At 56.9% G+C, this 20,016-nt stretch carries 18 protein-coding genes and 1 tRNA gene; 6 read left to right on the forward strand and 13 right to left on the reverse strand.

Annotated elements, in window-relative coordinates; genetic code table 11:
- Positions 1-12 precede the first annotated feature (12 nt).
- The 7 genes from A3L02_RS09990 to psmB all read right to left on the reverse strand — a co-directional run bounded on the left by A3L02_RS09990 (position 13) and on the right by psmB (position 6,097).
- On the reverse strand, positions 13-261 hold the full coding sequence (locus tag A3L02_RS09990; RefSeq protein WP_088863884.1) for a DNA-directed RNA polymerase subunit H: 249 nt from the start codon (positions 259-261) through the stop codon (positions 13-15).
- Positions 262-914: 653 nt separating this feature from the next.
- Positions 915-1,002 (reverse strand) — tRNA-Leu (locus tag A3L02_RS09995).
- A gap of 94 nt (positions 1,003-1,096) precedes the next feature.
- On the reverse strand, positions 1,097-1,780 hold the full coding sequence (gene rpiA, locus A3L02_RS10000) for a ribose-5-phosphate isomerase RpiA (protein ID WP_088863765.1): 684 nt from the start codon (positions 1,778-1,780) through the stop codon (positions 1,097-1,099).
- A gap of 4 nt (positions 1,781-1,784) precedes the next feature.
- Positions 1,785-2,129, reverse strand: coding sequence for a hypothetical protein (locus A3L02_RS10005; protein ID WP_088863766.1), 345 nt, complete (start codon positions 2,127-2,129; stop codon positions 1,785-1,787).
- Positions 2,130-2,178: 49 nt separating this feature from the next.
- Complete coding sequence (locus tag A3L02_RS10010; protein WP_088863767.1) at positions 2,179-3,513, reverse strand: pyridoxal-phosphate dependent enzyme; 1,335 nt, start codon at positions 3,511-3,513, stop codon at positions 2,179-2,181.
- A gap of 15 nt (positions 3,514-3,528) precedes the next feature.
- Positions 3,529-5,475 (reverse strand): beta-CASP ribonuclease aCPSF1, encoded by a 1,947-nt coding sequence (locus A3L02_RS10015; RefSeq protein WP_088863768.1) that lies wholly within the window; start codon positions 5,473-5,475, stop codon positions 3,529-3,531.
- A gap of 10 nt (positions 5,476-5,485) precedes the next feature.
- Positions 5,486-6,097: an archaeal proteasome endopeptidase complex subunit beta gene (gene psmB, locus A3L02_RS10020; RefSeq protein WP_088863769.1), complete on the reverse strand. Its 612-nt coding sequence runs from the start codon at positions 6,095-6,097 to the stop codon at positions 5,486-5,488.
- 115 nt (positions 6,098-6,212) lie between these two features.
- Here psmB and A3L02_RS10025 point away from each other — a divergent pair, with 115 nt between their 5' ends.
- A complete protein-coding gene (locus A3L02_RS10025) occupies positions 6,213-7,376 on the forward strand; it encodes a P-loop NTPase family protein (RefSeq protein WP_088863770.1) in 1,164 nt (387 codons plus the stop codon).
- A gap of 61 nt (positions 7,377-7,437) precedes the next feature.
- Here A3L02_RS10025 and A3L02_RS10030 read toward each other — a convergent pair whose 3' ends face one another.
- Both A3L02_RS10030 and gdhA read right to left on the reverse strand, forming a co-directional pair.
- Entirely contained in the window at positions 7,438-8,022 is a 585-nt protein-coding gene (locus tag A3L02_RS10030) for a hypothetical protein (protein ID WP_088863771.1), read from the reverse strand.
- 63 nt (positions 8,023-8,085) lie between these two features.
- Positions 8,086-9,345 carry a glutamate dehydrogenase gene (gdhA, locus tag A3L02_RS10035; protein WP_088863772.1) on the reverse strand — a complete coding sequence of 420 codons (1,260 nt, stop codon included), beginning with the start codon at positions 9,343-9,345 and terminating at the stop codon, positions 8,086-8,088.
- A 608-nt stretch (positions 9,346-9,953) separates the two neighbouring features.
- On the opposite strand from gdhA, the gene A3L02_RS10045 reads away from it, so the two are divergent.
- Positions 9,954-11,510, forward strand: coding sequence for a sodium-dependent transporter (locus tag A3L02_RS10045; RefSeq protein WP_088863774.1), 1,557 nt, complete (start codon positions 9,954-9,956; stop codon positions 11,508-11,510).
- Positions 11,511-11,661: 151 nt separating this feature from the next.
- Positions 11,662-12,396 (forward strand): alpha-glucosidase, encoded by a 735-nt coding sequence (locus tag A3L02_RS10050; protein ID WP_088863775.1) that lies wholly within the window; start codon positions 11,662-11,664, stop codon positions 12,394-12,396.
- 15 nt (positions 12,397-12,411) lie between these two features.
- Here A3L02_RS10050 and A3L02_RS10055 read toward each other — a convergent pair whose 3' ends face one another.
- Positions 12,412-12,729: a P-II family nitrogen regulator gene (locus tag A3L02_RS10055; protein ID WP_088863776.1), complete on the reverse strand. Its 318-nt coding sequence runs from the start codon at positions 12,727-12,729 to the stop codon at positions 12,412-12,414.
- Positions 12,730-12,809: 80 nt separating this feature from the next.
- On the reverse strand, positions 12,810-14,813 hold the full coding sequence (locus A3L02_RS10060) for a 1,4-alpha-glucan branching protein (protein WP_088863777.1): 2,004 nt from the start codon (positions 14,811-14,813) through the stop codon (positions 12,810-12,812).
- 218 nt (positions 14,814-15,031) lie between these two features.
- On the opposite strand from A3L02_RS10060, the gene rqcH reads away from it, so the two are divergent.
- On the forward strand, positions 15,032-16,984 hold the full coding sequence (gene rqcH / locus A3L02_RS10065) for a ribosome rescue protein RqcH (protein ID WP_088863778.1): 1,953 nt from the start codon (positions 15,032-15,034) through the stop codon (positions 16,982-16,984).
- Here rqcH and A3L02_RS10070 read toward each other — a convergent pair.
- Positions 16,981-17,391 (reverse strand): amino acid permease, encoded by a 411-nt coding sequence (locus A3L02_RS10070; RefSeq protein ID WP_088863779.1) that lies wholly within the window; start codon positions 17,389-17,391, stop codon positions 16,981-16,983. The genes rqcH and A3L02_RS10070 overlap by 4 nt on opposite strands.
- Before the next feature lie 11 nt (positions 17,392-17,402).
- Entirely contained in the window at positions 17,403-17,819 is a 417-nt protein-coding gene (gene nikR, locus A3L02_RS10075) for a nickel-responsive transcriptional regulator NikR (protein ID WP_088863780.1), read from the reverse strand.
- A 79-nt stretch (positions 17,820-17,898) separates the two neighbouring features.
- Here nikR and A3L02_RS10080 point away from each other — a divergent pair, with 79 nt between their 5' ends.
- Positions 17,899-18,345 carry a hypothetical protein gene (locus A3L02_RS10080; RefSeq protein ID WP_088863781.1) on the forward strand — a complete coding sequence of 149 codons (447 nt, stop codon included), beginning with the start codon at positions 17,899-17,901 and terminating at the stop codon, positions 18,343-18,345.
- Positions 18,346-18,686: 341 nt separating this feature from the next.
- Positions 18,687-20,012, forward strand: coding sequence for a TrpB-like pyridoxal phosphate-dependent enzyme (locus A3L02_RS10085; RefSeq protein WP_088863782.1), 1,326 nt, complete (start codon positions 18,687-18,689; stop codon positions 20,010-20,012).
- The last annotated feature ends 4 nt before the right edge of the window (positions 20,013-20,016 follow it).

Raw genomic sequence — 20,016 nt, forward strand, 5'->3', positions numbered from 1 at the left:
CACCCCTCAGAATCAGTCCTCAACCACCAGACGATAGTAGTAATAGTACCCTGCCGTCCGGCTCTTCCTTTTGATCTCAAGAACGTCACCGGGCTTTGCACCCAGGGCCACCACGGCCGGGTCCGAAGCCTTGATCTGGGGAAGCTGGGAAATCTGGATCCTGTATCTCCTCAGGAGCTCCTTCGTCTCCTCCTCGCTGAGTATCCTGTGTTCAGGAACCAGCTCGTGAGCGAATATATCAAACTCTTTTTTCGTCGCCACCGAGAATTGCCCCCTTAACATTTTTAAGAACGATTATCACTACCTCCCCCTGCGGGTTTCGGTATATAAGCTTTTCGAGTGACAACTCGCTCAGAGGGGTTTATATCGGTTACGAAAAGTTTAAGAACCTTCTTCCATCCAAAAAGCTACTCTGATGCACTTTTATGTTCACCACCATCGAGAAAACCTTATAAATGTCCCACCATGGTTTGAAATTCAAACACATCGAAAGAGACACCCATTGGGCTTTAGCACCCGGAAAGTTCTCCAAAACGGTCTTTGGAAAAAGGCCTGCGAAAAGGGTGTTTTCTTTAGAAAATTATTTAGAAAATTTGGGAAATAGAGGCGTGCGCTCTAAGCTGGTAAGGGGAAGGGGATTAACGTTAAGACCTGTTACTGAACAGAAGTCCCTTCCGTTGGTGTTTATGCCGTCAAAAGGCGTTTAAAACTCGAATTCGAGAGTAAAAGGCCAAATTCAAGGGGTTTTCAATCTCCCGCGCTCCGAAGGAGCGCCATCCAAAAGTAAACCCTTTATCAATAACACGTTAACGGCGAATTCAAGATTGGATAACCTTTTTAGAAGCAAACACGTCTCAAAATCGCCCAAAAAAAGAATCACAACCTTTCCGCCAGCGCTTTTTAAAAGGGCTGAATGGTGCGGGGGCGGGGATTTGAACCCCGGAACCCCTACGGGAGTGGATCTTGAGTCCACCGCCTTTGACCAGGCTCGGCAACCCCCGCTCGCGCGGGTTCGAGAATAATGACCCCAACCTCGCTTATAAATTTAACCCAGAAAGTCCGGCCAAAAAACCGGTACAAATGAAGAGAAAAGACCTCAGCGTTCCATCTTCCTGACGCCGTCTTTGGTACCAACGAGAACCACGTCGGCTATGTCGGCGAAGATGCCGTTCTCGACGACTCCGGGGATATTGTTGAGCTCTATCTCGAGGTCGAGCGGGTCGTCTATGCGGTGGAACCTCGCGTCGAGGATGAAGTTACCGTTGTCCGTAACGACGGGCCCGTCCTTTTTACTCGCCATCCTGAGTTCCGCCTCGGCGTTGAAGACCTCTATCTCCTCGGCTATGGCACGCCATGCCGCCGGAATCACCTCTATGGGAACGGGCATCCTCTGGCCGAGTCTCTCGACGAGCTTGCCCTCGTCAACGAGGACGAGGAAAGTCCCGGCGCGGTACTCGATTATCTTCTCCATGGTGAGGGCGGCGCCACGCCCCTTTATGAGGTTCATCTGCGGGTCAACCTCGTCGGCCCCGTCAACCGCTATGTCTATCGCGTCGACCTCGTCCAGTCCAACCACGGGGATGCCGTTCTCAATGGCGAGGAGCCTCGACTGATGGGACGTCGGAACTCCGTAGACGTCCTCGAGCTCCCCCTCCATGATGAGCTTGCCGAGGTACTCGATGAAGTACGCGGTGGTGGAACCCGTGCCGAGGCCCACCACCATGTCGTCCTCGATGAACTTTAATGCCTCCCGGGCAACCGCCCTCTTCAGTTCCTCCATGGGATCACCCCGTCACCGTCCCGTTATGAGCGAGCTGATAGAGCAGGCTCTGATTCGAGTAGAACTCGGGCTGGAAGTTGATCATAGCGGTGTAACCGAGCATGGCGAAGTAGAGCCAGAACATGAACCATCCCCAGAACGCTTTCTTAAGTATCTGGCGCTCGTCCTCGATCTCTGGGGGGAGTTCCTTTATGATGGCCATGACGAACTTGTCGGTGACCAGGAACATGGCGAACCCTATCAGCCAGCCATACTGAACGTAAGAGGAGGCGACCCCACTAACTAAGCCACAGATGAGCCCCCACAGATAGACCGAGAGTGAAAACTTATTCTCAAGTGTCAGCTCCACGTTCTTCACCTACGCTTAGCTTTAAAAAGACCTTTTTAAAACCTTTCCGTTATTCCGACAGCGTCTCCAGGAACCGCCTGCCCTTCTCTGTCAGCCGGTAGTAGATGCGCCTGCCCTTCCTGTGGGATTCCTCTATCAGGCCAAGGCTCTCAAGCTCGCGGAGGTGCTGGTAAACCGCCTGGTACTTGAGGGGCTTCTCAAGGGCCTCCCATATCTCGTAGCCGTACATGACCCTCTCGCCAAGGAGCCTGAGTATATCGAGCTTCGTCCCGCCCACGCTGAACCTCTCCCGCGCTTCGGAGTAGTGCCCCTTGAGGCCCGAGCTCGTCGCGATGAGCGCTATCCTGTCGTCCCGCTCGAAGTAACCCTCCTCCGCCAGCTTGAGAAGGGCCGGCACTACAACCGCCGAGGCGTACTCCGCGAAGACCCCCTCGCCTGCGAGGAGCCTCTGCCCGAGGTCGAGCTCGTCCTCGCCGACCATCACCGCGGTTCCACCGCTCTCGCGTATGGCCTCAAGCGCGAGCTCCTTCATCACCGGGTTCTTCACGTATAGCCCCAGCGCCTTCGTCGGCTCGACCCTCGGCTCGACGCCCAGAACCTCGCTCGCTATTGGCGAGCACCTCTCGGCCTGCACCGCCACGAGCCTGGGGATCTCCTCAATAACGCCGATCTCCCTCAGCTCGACGAAGCCCTTGTAGATGCCGTAGAGGTTGCTCCCGCTCCCCGTTGGAACCAGAACGTGGGTCGGGTTCAGCTCCTCCCAGAGCTCGAAGGCAAGGGTTTTCTGTCCCTCAAGGCCGATGAGGTTGCTCTCGGGGGTGACGTTGTAGAGCCCCTTTCCATCGGCGAGACCCTCTGCGTAGCTTATACCCTCATCGACGCTCTCACCGTAGCGTATAAGTTTGGCGCCGAAGGCCACTATCTGGTTCAGCTTCCCCTGTTCGACCAGCTTCGGGACGACGGCGTAGGCGGGCCTCCCGGCCCGCGCGGCGTACGCAGCCAGAGACGCGGCGGCGTTTCCGTTGCTCGCCACGACGAAACCGTTCCGGGCGTGGGACAGGCCGTAGGAGACCGCCACCGTGGTGAGCCTGTCGCGGAAGGAGCCGGTCGGGTTACGGGTCTCGTCCTTTATGAAGACGTTAAACCCCAGCTCCTCGCCGAGCTTTGCCCTCAGGAGGGGCGTTCCACCCTCCTTCAGGCTGATGATCTGCTCCACGCCCGGGAGGAGCTCGCGGTACCTCCAGACGCCCGGCTTTCTCTTCCTCCAGGGGGAAACGTCCACGGATTCGTAGTCGTAGCTTACCTTTAGAGGCTCACCGCAGGAGCAGGTTGGGGGGATAATTGAAGAATAGAGCCTCCCGCAGGAGGGACAGCGAACCTTCATCTAACTCACTCTCGACTACTTGAGCCTTATCGCGTCGAGGTTGTTCGGGGCCCTCGTCGAGATGCCGAACTTCTTGTGGATGCTCGTCGAGAGGTCGAGGCACTTGTGGGGCTCTCCGTGGACGGTTATGACCCTCTCAGGCCTCGGCCTCAGGCGGGCGATGTAGCTGATGAGCTCCCTCCTGTCGGCGTGGCCAGAGAAGCCGTCTATGGTGTGGATCTCCATGTTCACGTTGACGACCTCCGTCTTTCCGTCCTCCCCGACGAGTGGAATCTCCCTGAGGCCCCTCTGAACCTGCCTTCCGAGCGTTCCCTCAGCCTGGTAGCTGACGAATATCATGCTGTTCTTCGGGTCGGAGGCGAGTTGCTTGAAGTACTCCACGCTTGGCCCACCGACGAGCATACCAGAGGTGGCTATGATTATCGCGGGTTCGCCGGAGTCTATGATGTCCTGCCTCTCCCTGCTGTTGGCGACGGGCTTGAAAATCGGGTTCAGGAAGGGGTTGTAGCCCTCGTGGAATATCTGCTCGCGCAGGCCCCTGCTGAGGTACTCCGGATAGGCCGTGTGTATCGCGGTGGCCTCCCAGATCATTCCGTCGAGGTATATCGGAACCTCCAGGCCACCGACGCGGGCGTACTCCTCGAGGACCATCATTATCTCCTGCGACCTGCCGACGGCCATCGCCGGAATCAGGACCTTTCCTCCGCGCCGTATCGTCTGGTGAATGACCTCTATGAGCCTCTTCTCCGCCTCCTCGCGCGGCATCTGGTAGTCGTTGCTTCCACCGTAGGTGGACTCCATCACGAGGGTCTCGAGGCGCGGGAACCTGCTCACCGCCGGCTCGAAGAGCCTCGTCGGGATGAACTTGAAGTCGCCTGTTATGGCTATGTTGTGGAGCCCGTTGCCTATGTGGAGGTGGACTATCGCGGAGCCGAGGATATGGCCCGCGTTGTGGAGGGTTAACCTTATGTCCGGGGCGATGTCGCGAACCTCGCCGTAGTCAAGGGTTATCGTGTGCTTTATTACCTCCTTGATGTCCCGCGGCCGATATAGAGGTTCCACGCCGTTCATCTTCTGTATCTCGATGAAGTCCTGCTGGAGGAGAACCATGAGATCCCTCGTGGGAGGCGTGGTGTATATCGGCCCGTCGAAGAGCTTGTAGCGGAACAAGTAGGGGAGCATCCCGCTGTGGTCGAGGTGGGCGTGGGTTACTATGATGGCATCGAGCAGGCCGGCGTCGAGGACGTAGCGGAACTCCGGGGCATCGAAGTGTGGAAACGCCTTCTTGGGGTCGCGGAGGGCGGCCACGTTGACGCCGAAGTCAACGAGAACATAGCTCTCGTTGGTCTGAACGAGGAGAGAACTCCTCCCGACCTCACGGAAACCGCCGAGGCCGGTTATCCTGATCCACTCACTCTTCACCTCTGGCTTACGGTATATGTTCCTCCCGACCTGCCTGAGGAACTTCCTGCGGTCCCTGGCCTCAGCCTGGAGAACCTGCCTTATGGAGTATATGGTCTGGCTCTGAAGTGGGGGCGTTCTCACGACTCCGGGGGCCCAGTGAACCCGCTGGGTTATGAGGCGTAAAGTTTCACCGTTCTTCCCTATTACGAGTCCCGGCTTTCTCGCCTCTATCAGAACCTCCCCAACGGACGGATCAAAGCTTACGTTGGTTATCTCGGCCTCCTTGGGCACGAGCTCCTTTATCATTTCCTCGGCTTTTTCTGGGGGGAGGAGAACCTCCGGGTCGGGGCGAACGCTGATGCGCTTCTTGAGAACCTTGGCGAGGTTCCGTATCAGATCCCCGTCCCCCATTATCGCTTCGGGGTTCTTGACGTATATGACGAGTTCGGGTCCTTCAAACTCAACTTCGGTTATCCTCGCCTCCCTTGGAACCATCTGACTTATAACTGCCTGTATGTCCCGCAGTATCTTGTCAACTGAGGTTTCTCTCCTTATCAAAGCCACCACCTCACTTTAGAAGGGCCTCTATTTCTTCCCTGCTCAGCTCCCTGTACCCCTCCTCGGTCACGGTAACGAGGGTTACTCCACCACCGGTGAAGACGTCCTTCCTCGTGGCTATCTTTATCGCCCTGAGGGCGAGTTTGATTCCATCCTCAAGTTCCATACCCTCGCGATAGCCATCCTCCAGAACCGCAAAGGCGAACTCCATTCCGGAGCCCGCCGAGGTGAACTTATCCTCCGTAACGCCCCCGGCCATGTCTATCGAGTACAGGCCCGGTTTCTCATCGTAGCCCGCTATGAGGAACCATCCGAAGTAAGGCATGAACCTGTTGCCGTGAAGCACGTTGGAGGTTAAGGTGGCAAGGGCCCTAACGCTCATCTCCCTACCAACCTTCGCCCTGTACAGCCTGGCCTCGGCCCTCAGAAGTCTGACGAGCGAGAGGATGTCCCCAACGCTCCCGGCACCGGCCAGGGCCAGATGATCATCTATCTGGAAAACCTTGGTGACGTTCTCCGAAAGCACCATGTTGCCGAGCGATGCCCTCCTGTCCGCTGCCAGGACGACTCCGTCCTTACATACAATGCCGACCGTGGTCGTTCCCTTTAGCTTCTCAGCCAATTACAACACCCCTGCTGGTATGTTTTTAGAATAGAAGAACCTACAGTTGGGGTTGGGGGAATAGTATTTAAAGGTTTCGTCCGAAGCCCATATCTGGACGGTGCGGGGTGGTAAAATGAAGGAAGTCATCCTCCTAACTGGCCCGCCCCTCAACGGGCGAGACGAGTACATAACCGAGGCGCTGAAGCTCGCGGAAGGGGAGAGCTACGCCTATTACCACGTCTTTGACTACATCCGGGAAGTCGGGAAGGAGCTGGGGGTTAAGATAACCCGGAAGAACGTCCTCGACTTCGCCATAAGCCACCAGGATCTGATGAACGAGATACGGGATGAAGCGTTCAGTAGAATAAGAAAGGAAATAGACGAAAGCAACGAGAAGTTCCATCTGGTGTCGACCCCGAGCCTCTTCAGGTGGGGGAGCGGGAGCGTTCTGGGGTTCACGACGAGCAACTTAAAGCTGATCAGGCCGAACCGCGTTATAATAGTCCTCGACGACGTTCTGTCGGTCAGAAGACGAATCCTCAACGACCCGGAGTGGCTCGAGCGCTTCGGGAACGACCCGGAGAACATAAAGCTCACCACGCTCGTCATGTGGCGCGAGGACGCGATAAACCACGTGAAAACGCTCATCCACGAGCTGAAGAAGGAGGGTATGGAGGTTCGTTACATCCTGCAGTTCGGCATAAGGCATCCCTACGAGGTCTTCCTCGACCTGATATTCAGGGAAAGGGAGAAGCCCCTCGTGTACCTCAGCTACCCGATGACGGGCCACGAAGAGGAGTATTACACGCGCGTCAGGGGCTTCTACGCCAAGCTGAGCGAGCACTTCACCGTCCTTGACCCCGGGGCACTGGACGACTGGTGGGTCGTCGCCGAGTACGACGCCCAGGTGAACAAAGATCCTTCAATAAGACGCATCAGGATAAAGCACCTCCTCGACGGCGAGGAGGTTGACGAGCTCGACAGGGAGGACATAGAGCAGGCGACGGACATACTCCGGAGGCAGCTCGTCGAGAGGGACTTCAACCTGGTCGACGTCAGCAAGGCTATAGCGGTCTACCACTACGCGGAGGGCGTTTCTGCCGGTGTCATCAGCGAGATGGCCGAAGCGTACAGGACTCTCGCGGCGGTGTACCTCTACTACCCCTTCGAGAGGAGGCCGAGCCCCTTCATGGAGTTCTACGGCATGCAGAATCCCTCGCGGAGGACGATGTTCAGGGACGAGGACGAGATGATAAAGGCCATGGTGGAGGAGAGGGAGTACTGGGCGAAGGCATGAGGGGCGGTTCGGGTATCGACCCCTCCGTATTTTTCAATCCTCACCGCGGACCCCGTGGGATTTACCCCAGCAGGACGAGCCACATGTCTCCCCTTCTGGTATGAACGAAGAGGAAAGTCAAAGTATCTCCGTTTGAGAGGTTTAATTGAGTTGAATCTATGACAACGCAGAACGAGTCCAAGCGGAACGGGACGTACCAGTATGTAAACGAGCCAACAACATCTTCCCCGTTGTAGACTTTAAAGTCGATTTCCTGTCCCCCTGTTGTCGTGAGGTTCCTCCGTTGCGCCCAGACGATTTTATAGTCCTTAAGCCGTGCCTCTCCGCTGAAGCTAACGTTCCAGATGCCCAGAAGGACATGCCTGTACACCCTGCCATTCATTTCAAGTGCTGTCCCATTCAGAACTGTCATGTTCAGGTATTCTCTCCCGCTACCTGGGGACAGGGGTTTCCTCAGGGTTGTGTTGCAGTTTTCAAGGTCTTTTCTGGCTCCACTGAGAAACGTCGTGATCCCCTGCGCCAAACTTCCTGAGGGCCGAACGGATGTTTCATTAGAAGAATGGTTTGATTTATTCGGTGTGCTATCAAGGCACAGCGCGGAAACGACCAGCAGGGAGACCAGAAGAACCAGAGGGGCCTGCTTCATCACGCCACACCTCGTTCATGCCGGACCATAATAGAGGCAGAAACGAAGAGAAAAGAGGGGAAATCACTTCTTGACCCAGCCCCTGTCGAGCATGGCCTGGTAGACCCTCTGGACGGCCACGACGTAGGCGGCGTCCCTCATGTGGATGTTCTTCTCCTTATGGGTGTTGTAGACGTCCCAGAAGGCCTTGGTCATCTTCTTGTCGAGCCTCTCGTAGACCTCCTCAAGCGTCCAGTAGTAGCCGTTTATGTTCTGCACCCACTCGAAGTAGCTGACGGTGACACCGCCGGCGTTGCAGAGGAAGTCCGGGATCTGGAGGATACCCTTCTCCTTGAGGATCTCGTCGGCCTCCGGGGTAACCGGACCGTTGGCGACCTCGGCAACTATCTTGGCCTTGATATTGTCGGCGTTCTTCTCGGTTATGACCTCCTCGATGGCCGCTGGGGCGAGGACGTCGACGTCGAGCTCGAGGAGCTCCTCGTTGGTGATGTTGGTCGCTCCCGGGAAGTCCTTGACGCTGCCGTGCTCCTTCTTCCACTTGAGGACCTCGTCGGCGTTTATGCCATCGGGGTTGTAGATGCCGCCCCTGCTGTCGCTGACGGCGACGACCTTCATGCCGTACTCCTCGCTCATGATCTTGGCCATGTAGTAACCGGCGTTACCGTAACCCTGGATGGCGATGGTCTTGCCCTTGAGGTCCATGCCGAGGGCCTTGGCGGCCTCTCTAACCGTGTACGAAGCGCCTTTGGCCGTGGCGTCTCCCCTGCCGAGTGAACCGCCGATGCTCAGCGGCTTGCCGGTGATGACGCCAAAGGCCGGGTTCTTTCTCCTCGCGATAGCCTCGTACTCGTCCATCATCCAGCCCATTATCTGAGGGGTGGTGTAGACGTCCGGAGCCGGGATGTCGGTGTATGGACCGATGATATCGTAGACGGCCCTTATGTAGCTCCTGGCGAGCCTCTCCTTCTCCCTCGTGCTGAGCTCCTTCGGGTTGACTATGATGCCGCCCTTACCGCCACCGTAGGGTATGTCAACGACGGCGCACTTCCAGGTCATCCAGGTGGCGAGGGCCTTGACCGTGCTGAGGGTCTCCTCGGGGTGCCACCTGATGCCACCCTTTGTTGGACCGCGGGCCCAGTTGTGCTGAACGCGGAAACCGGTGAAAACCTTAACGGAACCGTCGTCCATCTCAACCGGAACTGAAACCTCGAGGATCCTCATTGGCCTCTTAAGCCACTCGAGGGCCTCTTCGCTTATGTCCATGAACTGGGCAGCCCTCTCGAGCTGCTTAACTGCCATCTCAAACGGGTCCATCTCGACCATTCATACCACCTCAGGTTTCGGTAATCTGCGATAGACCCTTAGGCATTTGCATATATAAACCTTTCGCAAAGGAGGCAGGAGAAGGGTTAATTTTGAACAAAACGTTATGTACGGAAATTTTCGGGGAAAAGGAAATATCTACCGAAATTTTGGGCCAAAAAGAGGGATGTACATCCAAGATTTTTTATACATTGGAGAACATAAAAAGACATCACAGAATACAAATGAAACCCATAGATCCCGTTGGCAGGGCCCTCAGCGAGAAGTCGGTCATCACCCATCAGATCACTCTCGTTCAAATCATCGGGCCGGTTAAACCTGGAACTGCGGGGTTAAATACTTGATGGAATGCGTCCCTTCTTTCCTTTGACAACACGGTCAATATATCACCCAACAATTGTCACAATGCCGGGTCAAAGCTTACGTCTTTTGGGCGTACTGGAAAAATGGCGAGAATCCAATAGGCAGAGTTTAACGGTTAAGTAAATCGTCTTTTGTCGAAAAAGGCCATCAGAAAGCTTTTTATAGAATGCCTTGTCTTATACATAATGTCCCAGTGATATACTGGGGCGATAAAGCCCATGCATCTAAGAATGGGGGTGAATAATGTGGAACAAAGGGATCAATGGGCAACTAAGATTGGTTTGATTTTAGCGATGGCGGGCAACGCCGTCGGTCTGGGTAACTTCGTGAGGTTCCCGACCCAGGTTGCCCAGAACGGTGGCGGCGCCTTTATGGTACCGTACTTCATAGCGCTATTCTTCCTCGGGATACCAGTGATGTGGATCGAGTGGGTCGCCGGTCGCTACGGTGGAAAGTACGGCCACGGCACGCTGGGCCCAACGTACTACCTCATGGCCAGGGAAAGCCTTAAACCGAGGAGCGCCTTCTGGTGGGGCGTTATCAGCGGTATGCTGGCGTTTTCACTGACGGTCCTCCTGAACAGCTACTACCTGCACCTCATCGGCTGGTCGGCGGCTTACTCATGGTTCAGCATAACAGGGGCCTACTTCGGCAAGAACACCGGCGACTTCTTCAGCAACTACCTCAACAACCACGGGGAGGTCATGCTGTTCTGGGGCATAACGGTCATCCTGCTGGCGATAGCCGTTGGCCAGGGCGTCAGCAAGGGTATCGAGCGCTGGGTCAAGGTAATGATGCCGTTGCTCTACATCTTCGCCATCATAATGGTCGGCTACGTCTTCGTCCTCGGTTCACCCATAGACCCCAACTGGAGCACCATCGACGGATTCAAGTTCATCTGGAGCCCCAACTGGTCGTACCTCGGCAAGCATTTCTACACGGTCCTGCTCGCCGCCACGGGCCAGATATTCTTCACGCTGTCGCTCGGTATGGGTATCATCCAGAACTACGCCAGCTACCTCGGTCCCGATGACGACGTCGCCCTGAGCGGTCTCGCCACGGTTTCACTCAACGAGTTCGCGGAGGTCGTCCTCGGTGGTTCACTCGCCGTCCCGCTGGCCACGGCCTACGCACCCAAGATCGTGCCGCCCGATGTTCTCAGCCAGGGCAAGAGCGCGGCCCTCTCATGGATAGGTGCCAAATTTGGCCTTGGATTCTCCTACACAAGCCTGCCCAACGTTTTTGTCAGCATGGGAAGTGCGGGGAAGTTCTTTGGAGCACTCTGGTTCCTCCTGCTGTGGTTCGCGGGATTCACCTCGGCCATAGCCATGTACAACTACCTCACCGCGCTCCTTGAGGAAGACCTCGGCATAAAGAGGAAAGTCGGCACCTGGGTGGTGTTCCTGATATACCTCATCGCCGGCCTACCGGTCATATACATCAGCGGCTACATGGATCAGGTCGACGCATGGGTCAGCTTCCAGCTTACTCTGCTGGCACTCTTCGATATAATAATCGCGGTGTACCTCTTCAAGCCCGACAACTTCTGGGAGGAGCTCCACAAGGGCGCCTACATGAGCGTTCCAGGATGGTACAAGCCGATAATACTGTACATAGCCCCAATACTCCTGCTGATACCCCTGATAGGTTCGGCCAAGAGCCTCATCGGGGCAACGCTCGAGTGGCCCGCCAGGCTGGCAATAATCTCAATGTGGATCGTCGGCGCGATAGAGAGCTACTACTCAATCAAGAAGAAGTACAGGGAAGAGCTGGAGAAGAACGAGGTCATCATAAAGGTATGAGGTGGTCACGATGGGAAGCTGGGCAATCTATATGCTGATAGCGTGGCTGGTAATATTCGCCATGATGGGCTGGAGCATCAACAGGTTACTCAAGGCGGAGAAAGGGCAAGTATCTTAAACCCTTTTTTCTTTTCCATTCGGGGGTGTACAGGTGAAGAGTAAGAATGTACTTCTTGAAACCGCTGATGTTCTCGAATCGATCCTTGAGAAGATCGATAGACTTGAGAGCCTGACTGAAAAAGAAAAGATAAGAGTCAAAAAATCCCTCAAAGAGAGCGCAGAGAATTTCAGAGAGCTCGTCCCTAAAATCGAGAAGGACAACAGGGAACTGGCTGAGTTCTTCCTCAAAAAGGCCAAGGAGCTCAAATCCACGAGCACGGACAGAAACATCGAGAAGGAAGGCAAGAAGAATTACATGAAGGCCGTGAACAAGATTCTCCTGTACTCCAGGTCGGCGAAGTACGACTTTATCCCGGGAATGCTCGCCGAGCTGAAGAGGGCGTACCGGAAGTACATCTTCGGAATGACGTCGTTCTTCGTCCTGACGGGGGTGTATCTCAATCAGTTCTTCGCGATAACCGCGCTCATACTGGCCATCCCCATAATCCTCTCGATGCTGTCCCTTCAGAGGCGGGGTTACACGGGGCTCCTGCTCGCATACGCCTCCGCCCCGATACCCATCGTCGTGGGCTTCAACGCGGTGGTTTACTCTTTAAGGGCCCTTCGTGACCCCAATCAGCTGAGCGTCATAGCGGGGCACCTCGGAAAGAGCCTCTCCTTTGCTCAGGGGTACCTGTTGTTCATACTGCTCCTCGCGGCGGTGGAGATTTACCTGTTATCCGCGGGCCTCTTTGAATTGTACAAGCACAGGCACGCGTTCCTCTGAGGTAAAGGAAAGCCCTCAGTAGAGGGCCTCGTTTCCCCTTTCTCCGGTTCTTATCCTGATGGCGTCTTCTACAGGGGTTACGAATATCTTGCCGTCGCCCGGGGTGCCGCTCCTCGCGTTTTTGAGGATGACATCAACGACCTTTTCCACGTCCTTATCTTTGACAACGATCTCGAGCTTCATCTTCGGCAGGAGGTCGTAGGGTGGGACCCCACCCTGAACTCCCCTCCCCTGAACGGGGTACGCCGTCAGGGGCACTATGCCAACCTGCCTGAGGGCGCTCTTAACCCGGTCAAAATCGTTTCCCCGGATAATGGCCTCGACCTTCTTCATGGTTACCACGTAGATAATTGGTAAAACTCCAGAAAAGGCTTTCGAAAATAAAAGTCAAACACATAAGAAGTTAAGGAAAATCAGGAGACCTGGGCAAGGAACTTCCTCAACCTCTTGGGGGAGATACGCGTTCTCCTGGCCAGTTCCTCGATGTCGGCACTTTTGAGGTCGTCCACCGTTAGAACACCCGCGCGCTGGAGCTTCTTCAGGGTTTTCGGCCCGATGCCCTTTATGCCGAGCAGGTCGCTTTTCGTCCCCCCGATTTTTTGGCCTTTTCTCTTGACTCCCCCGTGTTTCGTTGAGGGCTTCTCCCTTCCCTTAGATGCGGGCGATTTTTTCTTCCCATCCGGGGCCCTTTTAGCCACGGACTTCACAATCTCCGTGGCGTAGGCCCGCTCCGCGACCTCTTTCTGTCCTTCAGCCTTCCCCTCCTCGGGCGGAACCTCGGGGGGCTCTACGTAATCGGGAACCTCGGGCGGATTCTCGCTCACGTAGTTCGCCACGATAACCGGCCGGAAGGCGTTGTCCCTCTCCTCGAGCTCCTTTAGGAGGTGAACGTCGAACTCCCCGGTCTTAACGTACTTCACCAGCTCGTTCGCCAGCCTATGGAAGTCCCTGCTGTGGATGAGAACGCGCCTCTTGCCGTACTCCCTGGCCTGGCCAGTCGTTATTAGGAACTGCCAGTCGCTCGCCTCAAGGATGAGGAGCTCCCTCGCGAGCTGTTCGAGGGCCCTGTCGGTGGTTCTGTCCCTTCCGTAGTACTCACTCGCCAGCGCCACCATCCTGTCCTCTGCTTTATAAACTTCCTTCCAAGTCCACTCCGTCTCCTCGTTCCACCAGGTCGAGTGGTCGGAGTTGGCGCCCCACGAGCCCTCGGGGAGCTCTATCTCCTCTTTCTCGCCCGTGTAGCCGTCAAGGTACGCTGAGATCGTCGTGCTGATGATTCCCCGCGAGGCCATCAGTTCAAGGACCCTGCCGAGCCACTTGACCCCCTCGAACCACCAGTGACCGAAGAGCTCCGTGTCGTAGGGCGAAACGACTATCCCCTTCTCGCCGAACCTCTCCTCGTGATCAGCGAGGAGTCTCTCAACGAGGGAGACGAAGTGCCGTGCGTGCTCCTCGACCCGCTCCATCGCTTTATCAGGGTCGTAGAACTCCTTCTCCCCGAGCGGAACGTCCTTTCCGGTTATGCGCCAGTACTGACCGCCGCTCTCCGGGGCCTTCCTGTGGAACTCGCGGTAGTAGAAGTCGCCGGGGTAGCCGTAGTGAGCGCTCCAGACCTGGTGGCCCGTCTCCCTGTTCCTTCCGAAGACGGCCACCCTCGAGCCCTTGATCCAGTAGGGCCTCAGCGTGCTTTTCTCCCCCTCGTAGAGGGAAACCTCGCCGTATCCTTTGCTTACCGGCCCCTCGTCGATGAGCCTGCTCTCGACGAAGAAGTACTCGATGCCGAACTCCTCGAGGAACTTCTCTACCCCCGCCCGTTTAACCTTTCTGCCATCGGGAAGCTCCCATTCGCCGGCGGGCCTGTAGGCGCACTCCGGTAACCATATCCCGCGAGGCCTTCTCCCGAAGTGCTTCTCGTAGGTGGCCACCCCGTTGGCGAGCTGGGCCCTTATCGCCTCGTCCCTTCCGAGGAGCGGGAGGTAGCCGTGGGTCGCCGCGGAGGTTATTATCTCGATGTAGCCGGCATCCTGGAACTCGCGGAACTTGCCGATGATGTCGCCGTTTATGGCCTTCCAGTAGTCGTAAACCTTCCTGAAGTGGTCGAGTGAGGCTTTGACGGCCTCCTCGTCGTACTTACCCGATTTCAGATCCCCTTCCGTGGCCCTGATCTTCCTCAGGATGTATCGCTCAAACTCCGATTTGACGTACTCATCGGCGAGTTGCTCCGCCAGGACGGGCGTTACGTTTATCACGAGCTGGAACCTGACACCCGAGGAGCGGAGGCGCTCGAACTCCATCAGGAGGGGTAGATACGTCTCGGCCATTGCCTCGTAGAGCCATTCCTCGCCGAAGGGCCACCTGCCGTGCTTCCGGACGTAGGGGAGGTGGGTGTGAAGAACGAACGTGAAGTAGCCTTTCATTGGTATCACCTGGGGCGTTATCGAGCCCGGAGTATTTAACCTTATTCGGAACAGGGTTGGCCCCGTGTCCTTTTATGTCCATTGGCCTGCAGGTTCAGCCGGTATTTTCCCGGCGAGATCGGTTCACCCCATCATCCCCACCGAAGGGATAACCGGCTCACGAAACGACCGCAACATGGTTTAAAAGGTCTCGAAGCCACATCCCCAGGGGATGAGAAATGAAAGAGGAGATGAGTAGCGTCGACATACGCTACATCGTGAGGGAACTCCAGTGGCTAATCGGCTCTCGCGTTGACAAGGTTTACCACGACGGCGACGAGATAAGGATAAAGCTCCGCACGAAGGAGGGGCGGGCGGACCTGATTCTCCAGGCCGGAAAGAGGTTTCACCTGACGACCTACGTGAAGGAGGCCCCGAAGAGGCCGTCGAGCTTCACGATGCTCCTCAGAAAGCACATGAGCGGCGGCTTCGTCGACGCCATAGAGCAGCACGGCTTCGACAGGATAGTCAAGGTTCGCGTTGGGGACTACACCCTCATCGGCGAGCTCTTCAGGAGGGGGAACGTGATACTCGTTGATTCGGAAAACAGAATAATCGCCGCCCTCCGCTACGAGGAGTACAGGGACAGGGCTATAAAGCCGAAGGCGGCTTATAAGTTCCCGCCCGCAAGGGAGAACCCGCTCGAGGTAACGCGCGAGAGGTTCATCAAGCTCATGCGGGAGGAAGAGGACCTGGAGCTCGTGCGCGCCCTGGCGAGGAAGCTCAACATGGGGGGCATGTACGCGGAGGAGATATCCATAAGGGCCGGTTTCGAGAAAACTACCCCGGTCAGGGAGCTGAGCGACGATGACCTGTTGAGGGTCTACGACGCGATGATGGGGACGTTCAACGACGAGGCGAGGCCGAACATCGTCTTCAAAGACGGGAACATGCACGACGTCGTTCCGATAGAGCTTAGGATCTACGACGGCCTCGAGAGACGCTACTTCAAAACCTTCAGCGAGGCCCTGGACGAGTACTTCGGGAGGATAACCCTCGAGAAGGCGAGGATCGAGCAGACGAAGAAGCTCGAGGCGAGGAAGAGGGCCCTTTTAATGACCCTCAGGAAGCAGGAGGAGATGCTCAGGGGCTTCGAGGAGGGGGCAAGGGCGAACCAGGAGATAGGCGACCTCATCTACGCGAACTACGCCTTTATCGAGCGGCTTCTCGAGGAGTTCAGGAAGGCAACCGAGAGGCTCGGCTGGGACGGGTTCAAGAGGAGGATGGAGGAGGGCAGAAAAGCAGGAAACAAAGTCGCCCTGATGGTGAAGGGGATGGATCCCGCTGAAAAGGCGGTGACGCTGGAACTCGAAGGGAAGAGGGTCAAGCTGTACCTCGAGAGAAGCGTAGGGGAGAACGCCGCGCTGTACTACGAGAAGGCCAAGAAGTTCCGCCACAAGCACGAGGGGGCGTTAAAGGCCTACGAGGACACGAAGAGGAAGCTCGAAGAGGTCGAGAGGCTCATCGAGGATGAGACGGGGAAGGAGCTGAACGTAAGGCGGATAGAACGGAAGAAGAGGAAGTGGTTCGAGAAGTTCCGCTGGTTCGTTTCGAGCGAGGGCTTCCTCGTTCTCGCCGGTAAGGACGCGGGCACCAACGAGATACTCGTTAAGAAACACATGGCCGATGGCGACCTCTACTGCCACGCCGACGTCTACGGCGCCCCCCACGTCGTCATCAAGGACGGCCAGAAAGCGGGAGAAAAGACCATCCTCGAGGCCTGCCAGTTCGCGGTTTCGATGAGCAGGGCCTGGAGTAGGGGCGTTTACAGCGGAGACGCCTACTGGGCGAGGCCGGAGCAGGTGACCAAGCAGACCCCCAGCGGTGAGTACCTCGGCAAGGGCGCTTTCATGGTCTACGGCAAGAGAAACTGGCTCCACGGGTTGCCCCTCAAGCTCGCCGTGGGGGTGGTCAACTACGAGGGCGAGGACTTCGTCGTCTGCGCACCGGTCGAGGCGATGAAGGCGCACACGAACAGGTACGTCGTCATCCGCCCCGGTTCGCTGAGGAAGAGCGAGCTGGTAAAGAGGATAAAGCGCATCCTCGAGGGCTGGGGCTATAAGGTAAGGGAAGAGGATTTAATGGCCGTCCTGCCACCCGGGAACGGCGATATAGCCGAGGTCGTTGGCTAAAGCCTCTTGCCGCCGCCGAACAGCAGGCCCACCGCGAAGCTCCCGAAGGCCAGGGCGTACCCCACAGACAGGAGCTCGCGGTAACCCGGGCCGTAGACGTACCGGAACACCAGCGCGAAGAGGACAACGCCAAGCGTGCCCATCCCGGGCCCGGCCCTGCCGCCCGTGAGGCCGAAGAGCGCTCCAAGGAGGATCATCAGCACCGCCGCCAGGAACGTGACCAACACGAGGGTTCCCGCGGTGCTGTTAGGGTCCATCCACCCGGGCAGGGTACCGGGGCCGCCGGATCCAAGAAGGAACTCCCTCAGGAAGGTCAGAAACGTTATCTCCTCCCCATCAACCTTGAACCAGGGAAGGGTGAATGAAAAGATCGCCAGAAGAGACATCAGAGCGGACACGAACCTCACGGTATCACCCCTCAGACCAGTTCCTTTCCCGTGGTGGTCATAACCAGCTTCCCGTGCTTTACCCCCCTCAGGCTTATCAGCCTCTCGGCTATCTCCTTTATCCTGGAGGCCTTGCCCCTCACCACGACGACCTCGAGGCAGTTGTGCTCGTCCATGTGGACGTGGAGGCTCGAAATTATCTCGTCAACGTAGTCGTGCTGGAGGTCGAGCAACTCCTTAACGACGTCGGCCTCGTCGTGGTTGTAGACTATGGTGATGGTGCCCGCAACTTCCCGGTCGCCCTCTTCCCACTCGTGCCTGACGATGAAGTCCCTCATCATGTCCCTTATGGCCTCGCTCCTGTTGACGTAACCCTTCTCCCCGATTATACGGTCGAACTTCTCGAGCAACTCATCGGGGACCGAGACCCCGAAGCGCGTTATCCTCATGACACCACCCTTACACCTTCGGTCTTTATCGTTAAAAACGTGACGAAACCCTTTTATTGACGCCTTCCAACGCACATCCATGGGGATCGAGGAACTCTACGCGGTGGCAACGAGGGAGCTGGCGAAGGACCTCGTGTTCGAGATAAACGAAGAGCCGGTAACCCTTTCAATAAAGGGTGTTCTTCTCGCGAGGGCAGATTCCAGGGGCTACAACTTCTCGTTCTTTGAGCTGGGCGAGGATGAGTTCGTTCTCGCGGTTCAGATGAAGGGCTTCACCGTCTACCTCGGGATCGAATCGGACGAGGAGCTGGAGGAGGAGATCTATCCAGAGCTCTTCAGGGCGCTCCTCAAGCACCTGACGCCTCAGATAGCCCTTTTGATAACGAAGGCGGAGAAGGTTTACACGGGAAGGGCGGACGTACTCCTCGACGACGATATGGGGGCGGACCTCAAGGAGTTCTTCTACGGCCTGCTCATCAAACACCGGAAGGGAAAGACGGTTTACGAGCAGACGGAAGTGGCGTGAACCGGTCGTCGAAACGACGGGAGCAGCCGGTGTTAATCCCCCTTTTCCGTCCAGCGTTCAAAGTTACGGGGGAAAGATTATTAAACCTGAACGTCTTCCAAACGCTGATGCACCATGACAGGCGGGAGTGATTGTTTTTGGCATTTGTAGGCCTCTTTTAAACGTCTGGGTCAGTCCGTTAACTCAAAGGCGGGATCGTTTTTGGCGGCCATAACCTGAGGGGGCCTTGCTTTTGGCGGGCCTGAGTTCCAGCGCAGAGTTTTGATATCAGCCCTAACGCTCGTTATTCCCTCACCTTTGGGATTTCTTCTTGAAACAGTTAAACCGAAGGAGGTTTTGAAATGAAGGCCGTTCTGTCCGATGAGAAGATACCGAAGAGGTGGTACAACATCCTGCCCGACCTTCCGGAGCCGCTCGCCCCACCGCTCGACCCCGAGACGGACGAACCGATGGAGCCCGAAAAGCTACTGAGGATATTCGCGGGGGAGCTCGTGAAGCAGGAGATGAGCAACGAGAGGTACGTCGAGATTCCTGAGGAGGTAAGGGAGCTCTACGCCAAGATCGGCCGCCCCACCCCCCTCTTCCGCGCCACGAACCTCGAGAAAGCCCTCGGAACGCCGGCCAGGATATACTTCAAGTACGAGGGGGCGACGGTAACGGGGAGCCACAAGATAAACACCGCCCTTGCCCAGGCGTACTACGCGAAGGAGCAGGGGATCGAGAGGCTCGTTACCGAGACGGGGGCGGGCCAGTGGGGAACGGCGCTGAGCCTGGCCGGGGCGCTCCTCGGCCTCAAGGTCCGCGTCTACATGGCCCGCGCCAGCTACCAGCAGAAGCCCTACAGAAAGACGATAATGCGCCTCTACGGGGCCGAGATATACCCGAGCCCCAGCGACAGGACGGAGGTTGGGAGAAGGTTCCTCGCCGAGGACCCGAACCATCCCGGCGGCCTCGGGATAGCGATAAGCGAGGCCATCGAGGACGTTCTCCGCGACGAGAACGCACGCTACGCCCTCGGGAGCGTCTTGAACCACGTGCTGATGCACCAGACGGTCATCGGCCTGGAGGCTAAAGAACAGATGAAAGAGTTCGAGGAGCCGGACGTCATAATCGGATGCGTAGGCGGCGGAAGCAACTTCGCGGGCCTCTCTTACCCGTTCGTGAGGGACGTTCTGAATGGAAAAGCGGACTACGAGTTCATAGCCGTCGAGCCGAGGGCCGCCCCCTCGATGACGAGGGGAGTTTACATGTACGACTTTGGGGATTCGGGCGGTTACACTCCGAAGATGAGGATGCACACCCTCGGCCACACCTACTACGTCCCGCCCATCCACGCTGGAGGCCTGCGCTACCACGGCCTGGCCCCAACTTTGAGCGTGCTGATAAACCACGGGGTTGTGAGGCCCGTCGCCTACCACCAGAACGAGGTCTTCAAAGCGGCGGAGCTTTTCGCGAGGACCGAGGGAATAATCCCGGCCCCGGAGAGCTCTCACGCCATAAAGGGAGTTATAGACAGGGCCCTGGAGGCAAAGAGGACGGGGAAGGAGGAGGCCATACTCTTCAACCTCAGCGGCCACGGCCTGCTCGACCTCGGTGGATACGAGGACTACCTCGACGGAAAACTCGAGGACTACGAGCCAGAGGGCTTTCCGGCGCTGGACGGGTGAGTTC

This window comes from Thermococcus celer Vu 13 = JCM 8558 (assembly GCF_002214365.1).
Classification (GTDB): domain Archaea; phylum Methanobacteriota_B; class Thermococci; order Thermococcales; family Thermococcaceae; genus Thermococcus; species Thermococcus celer.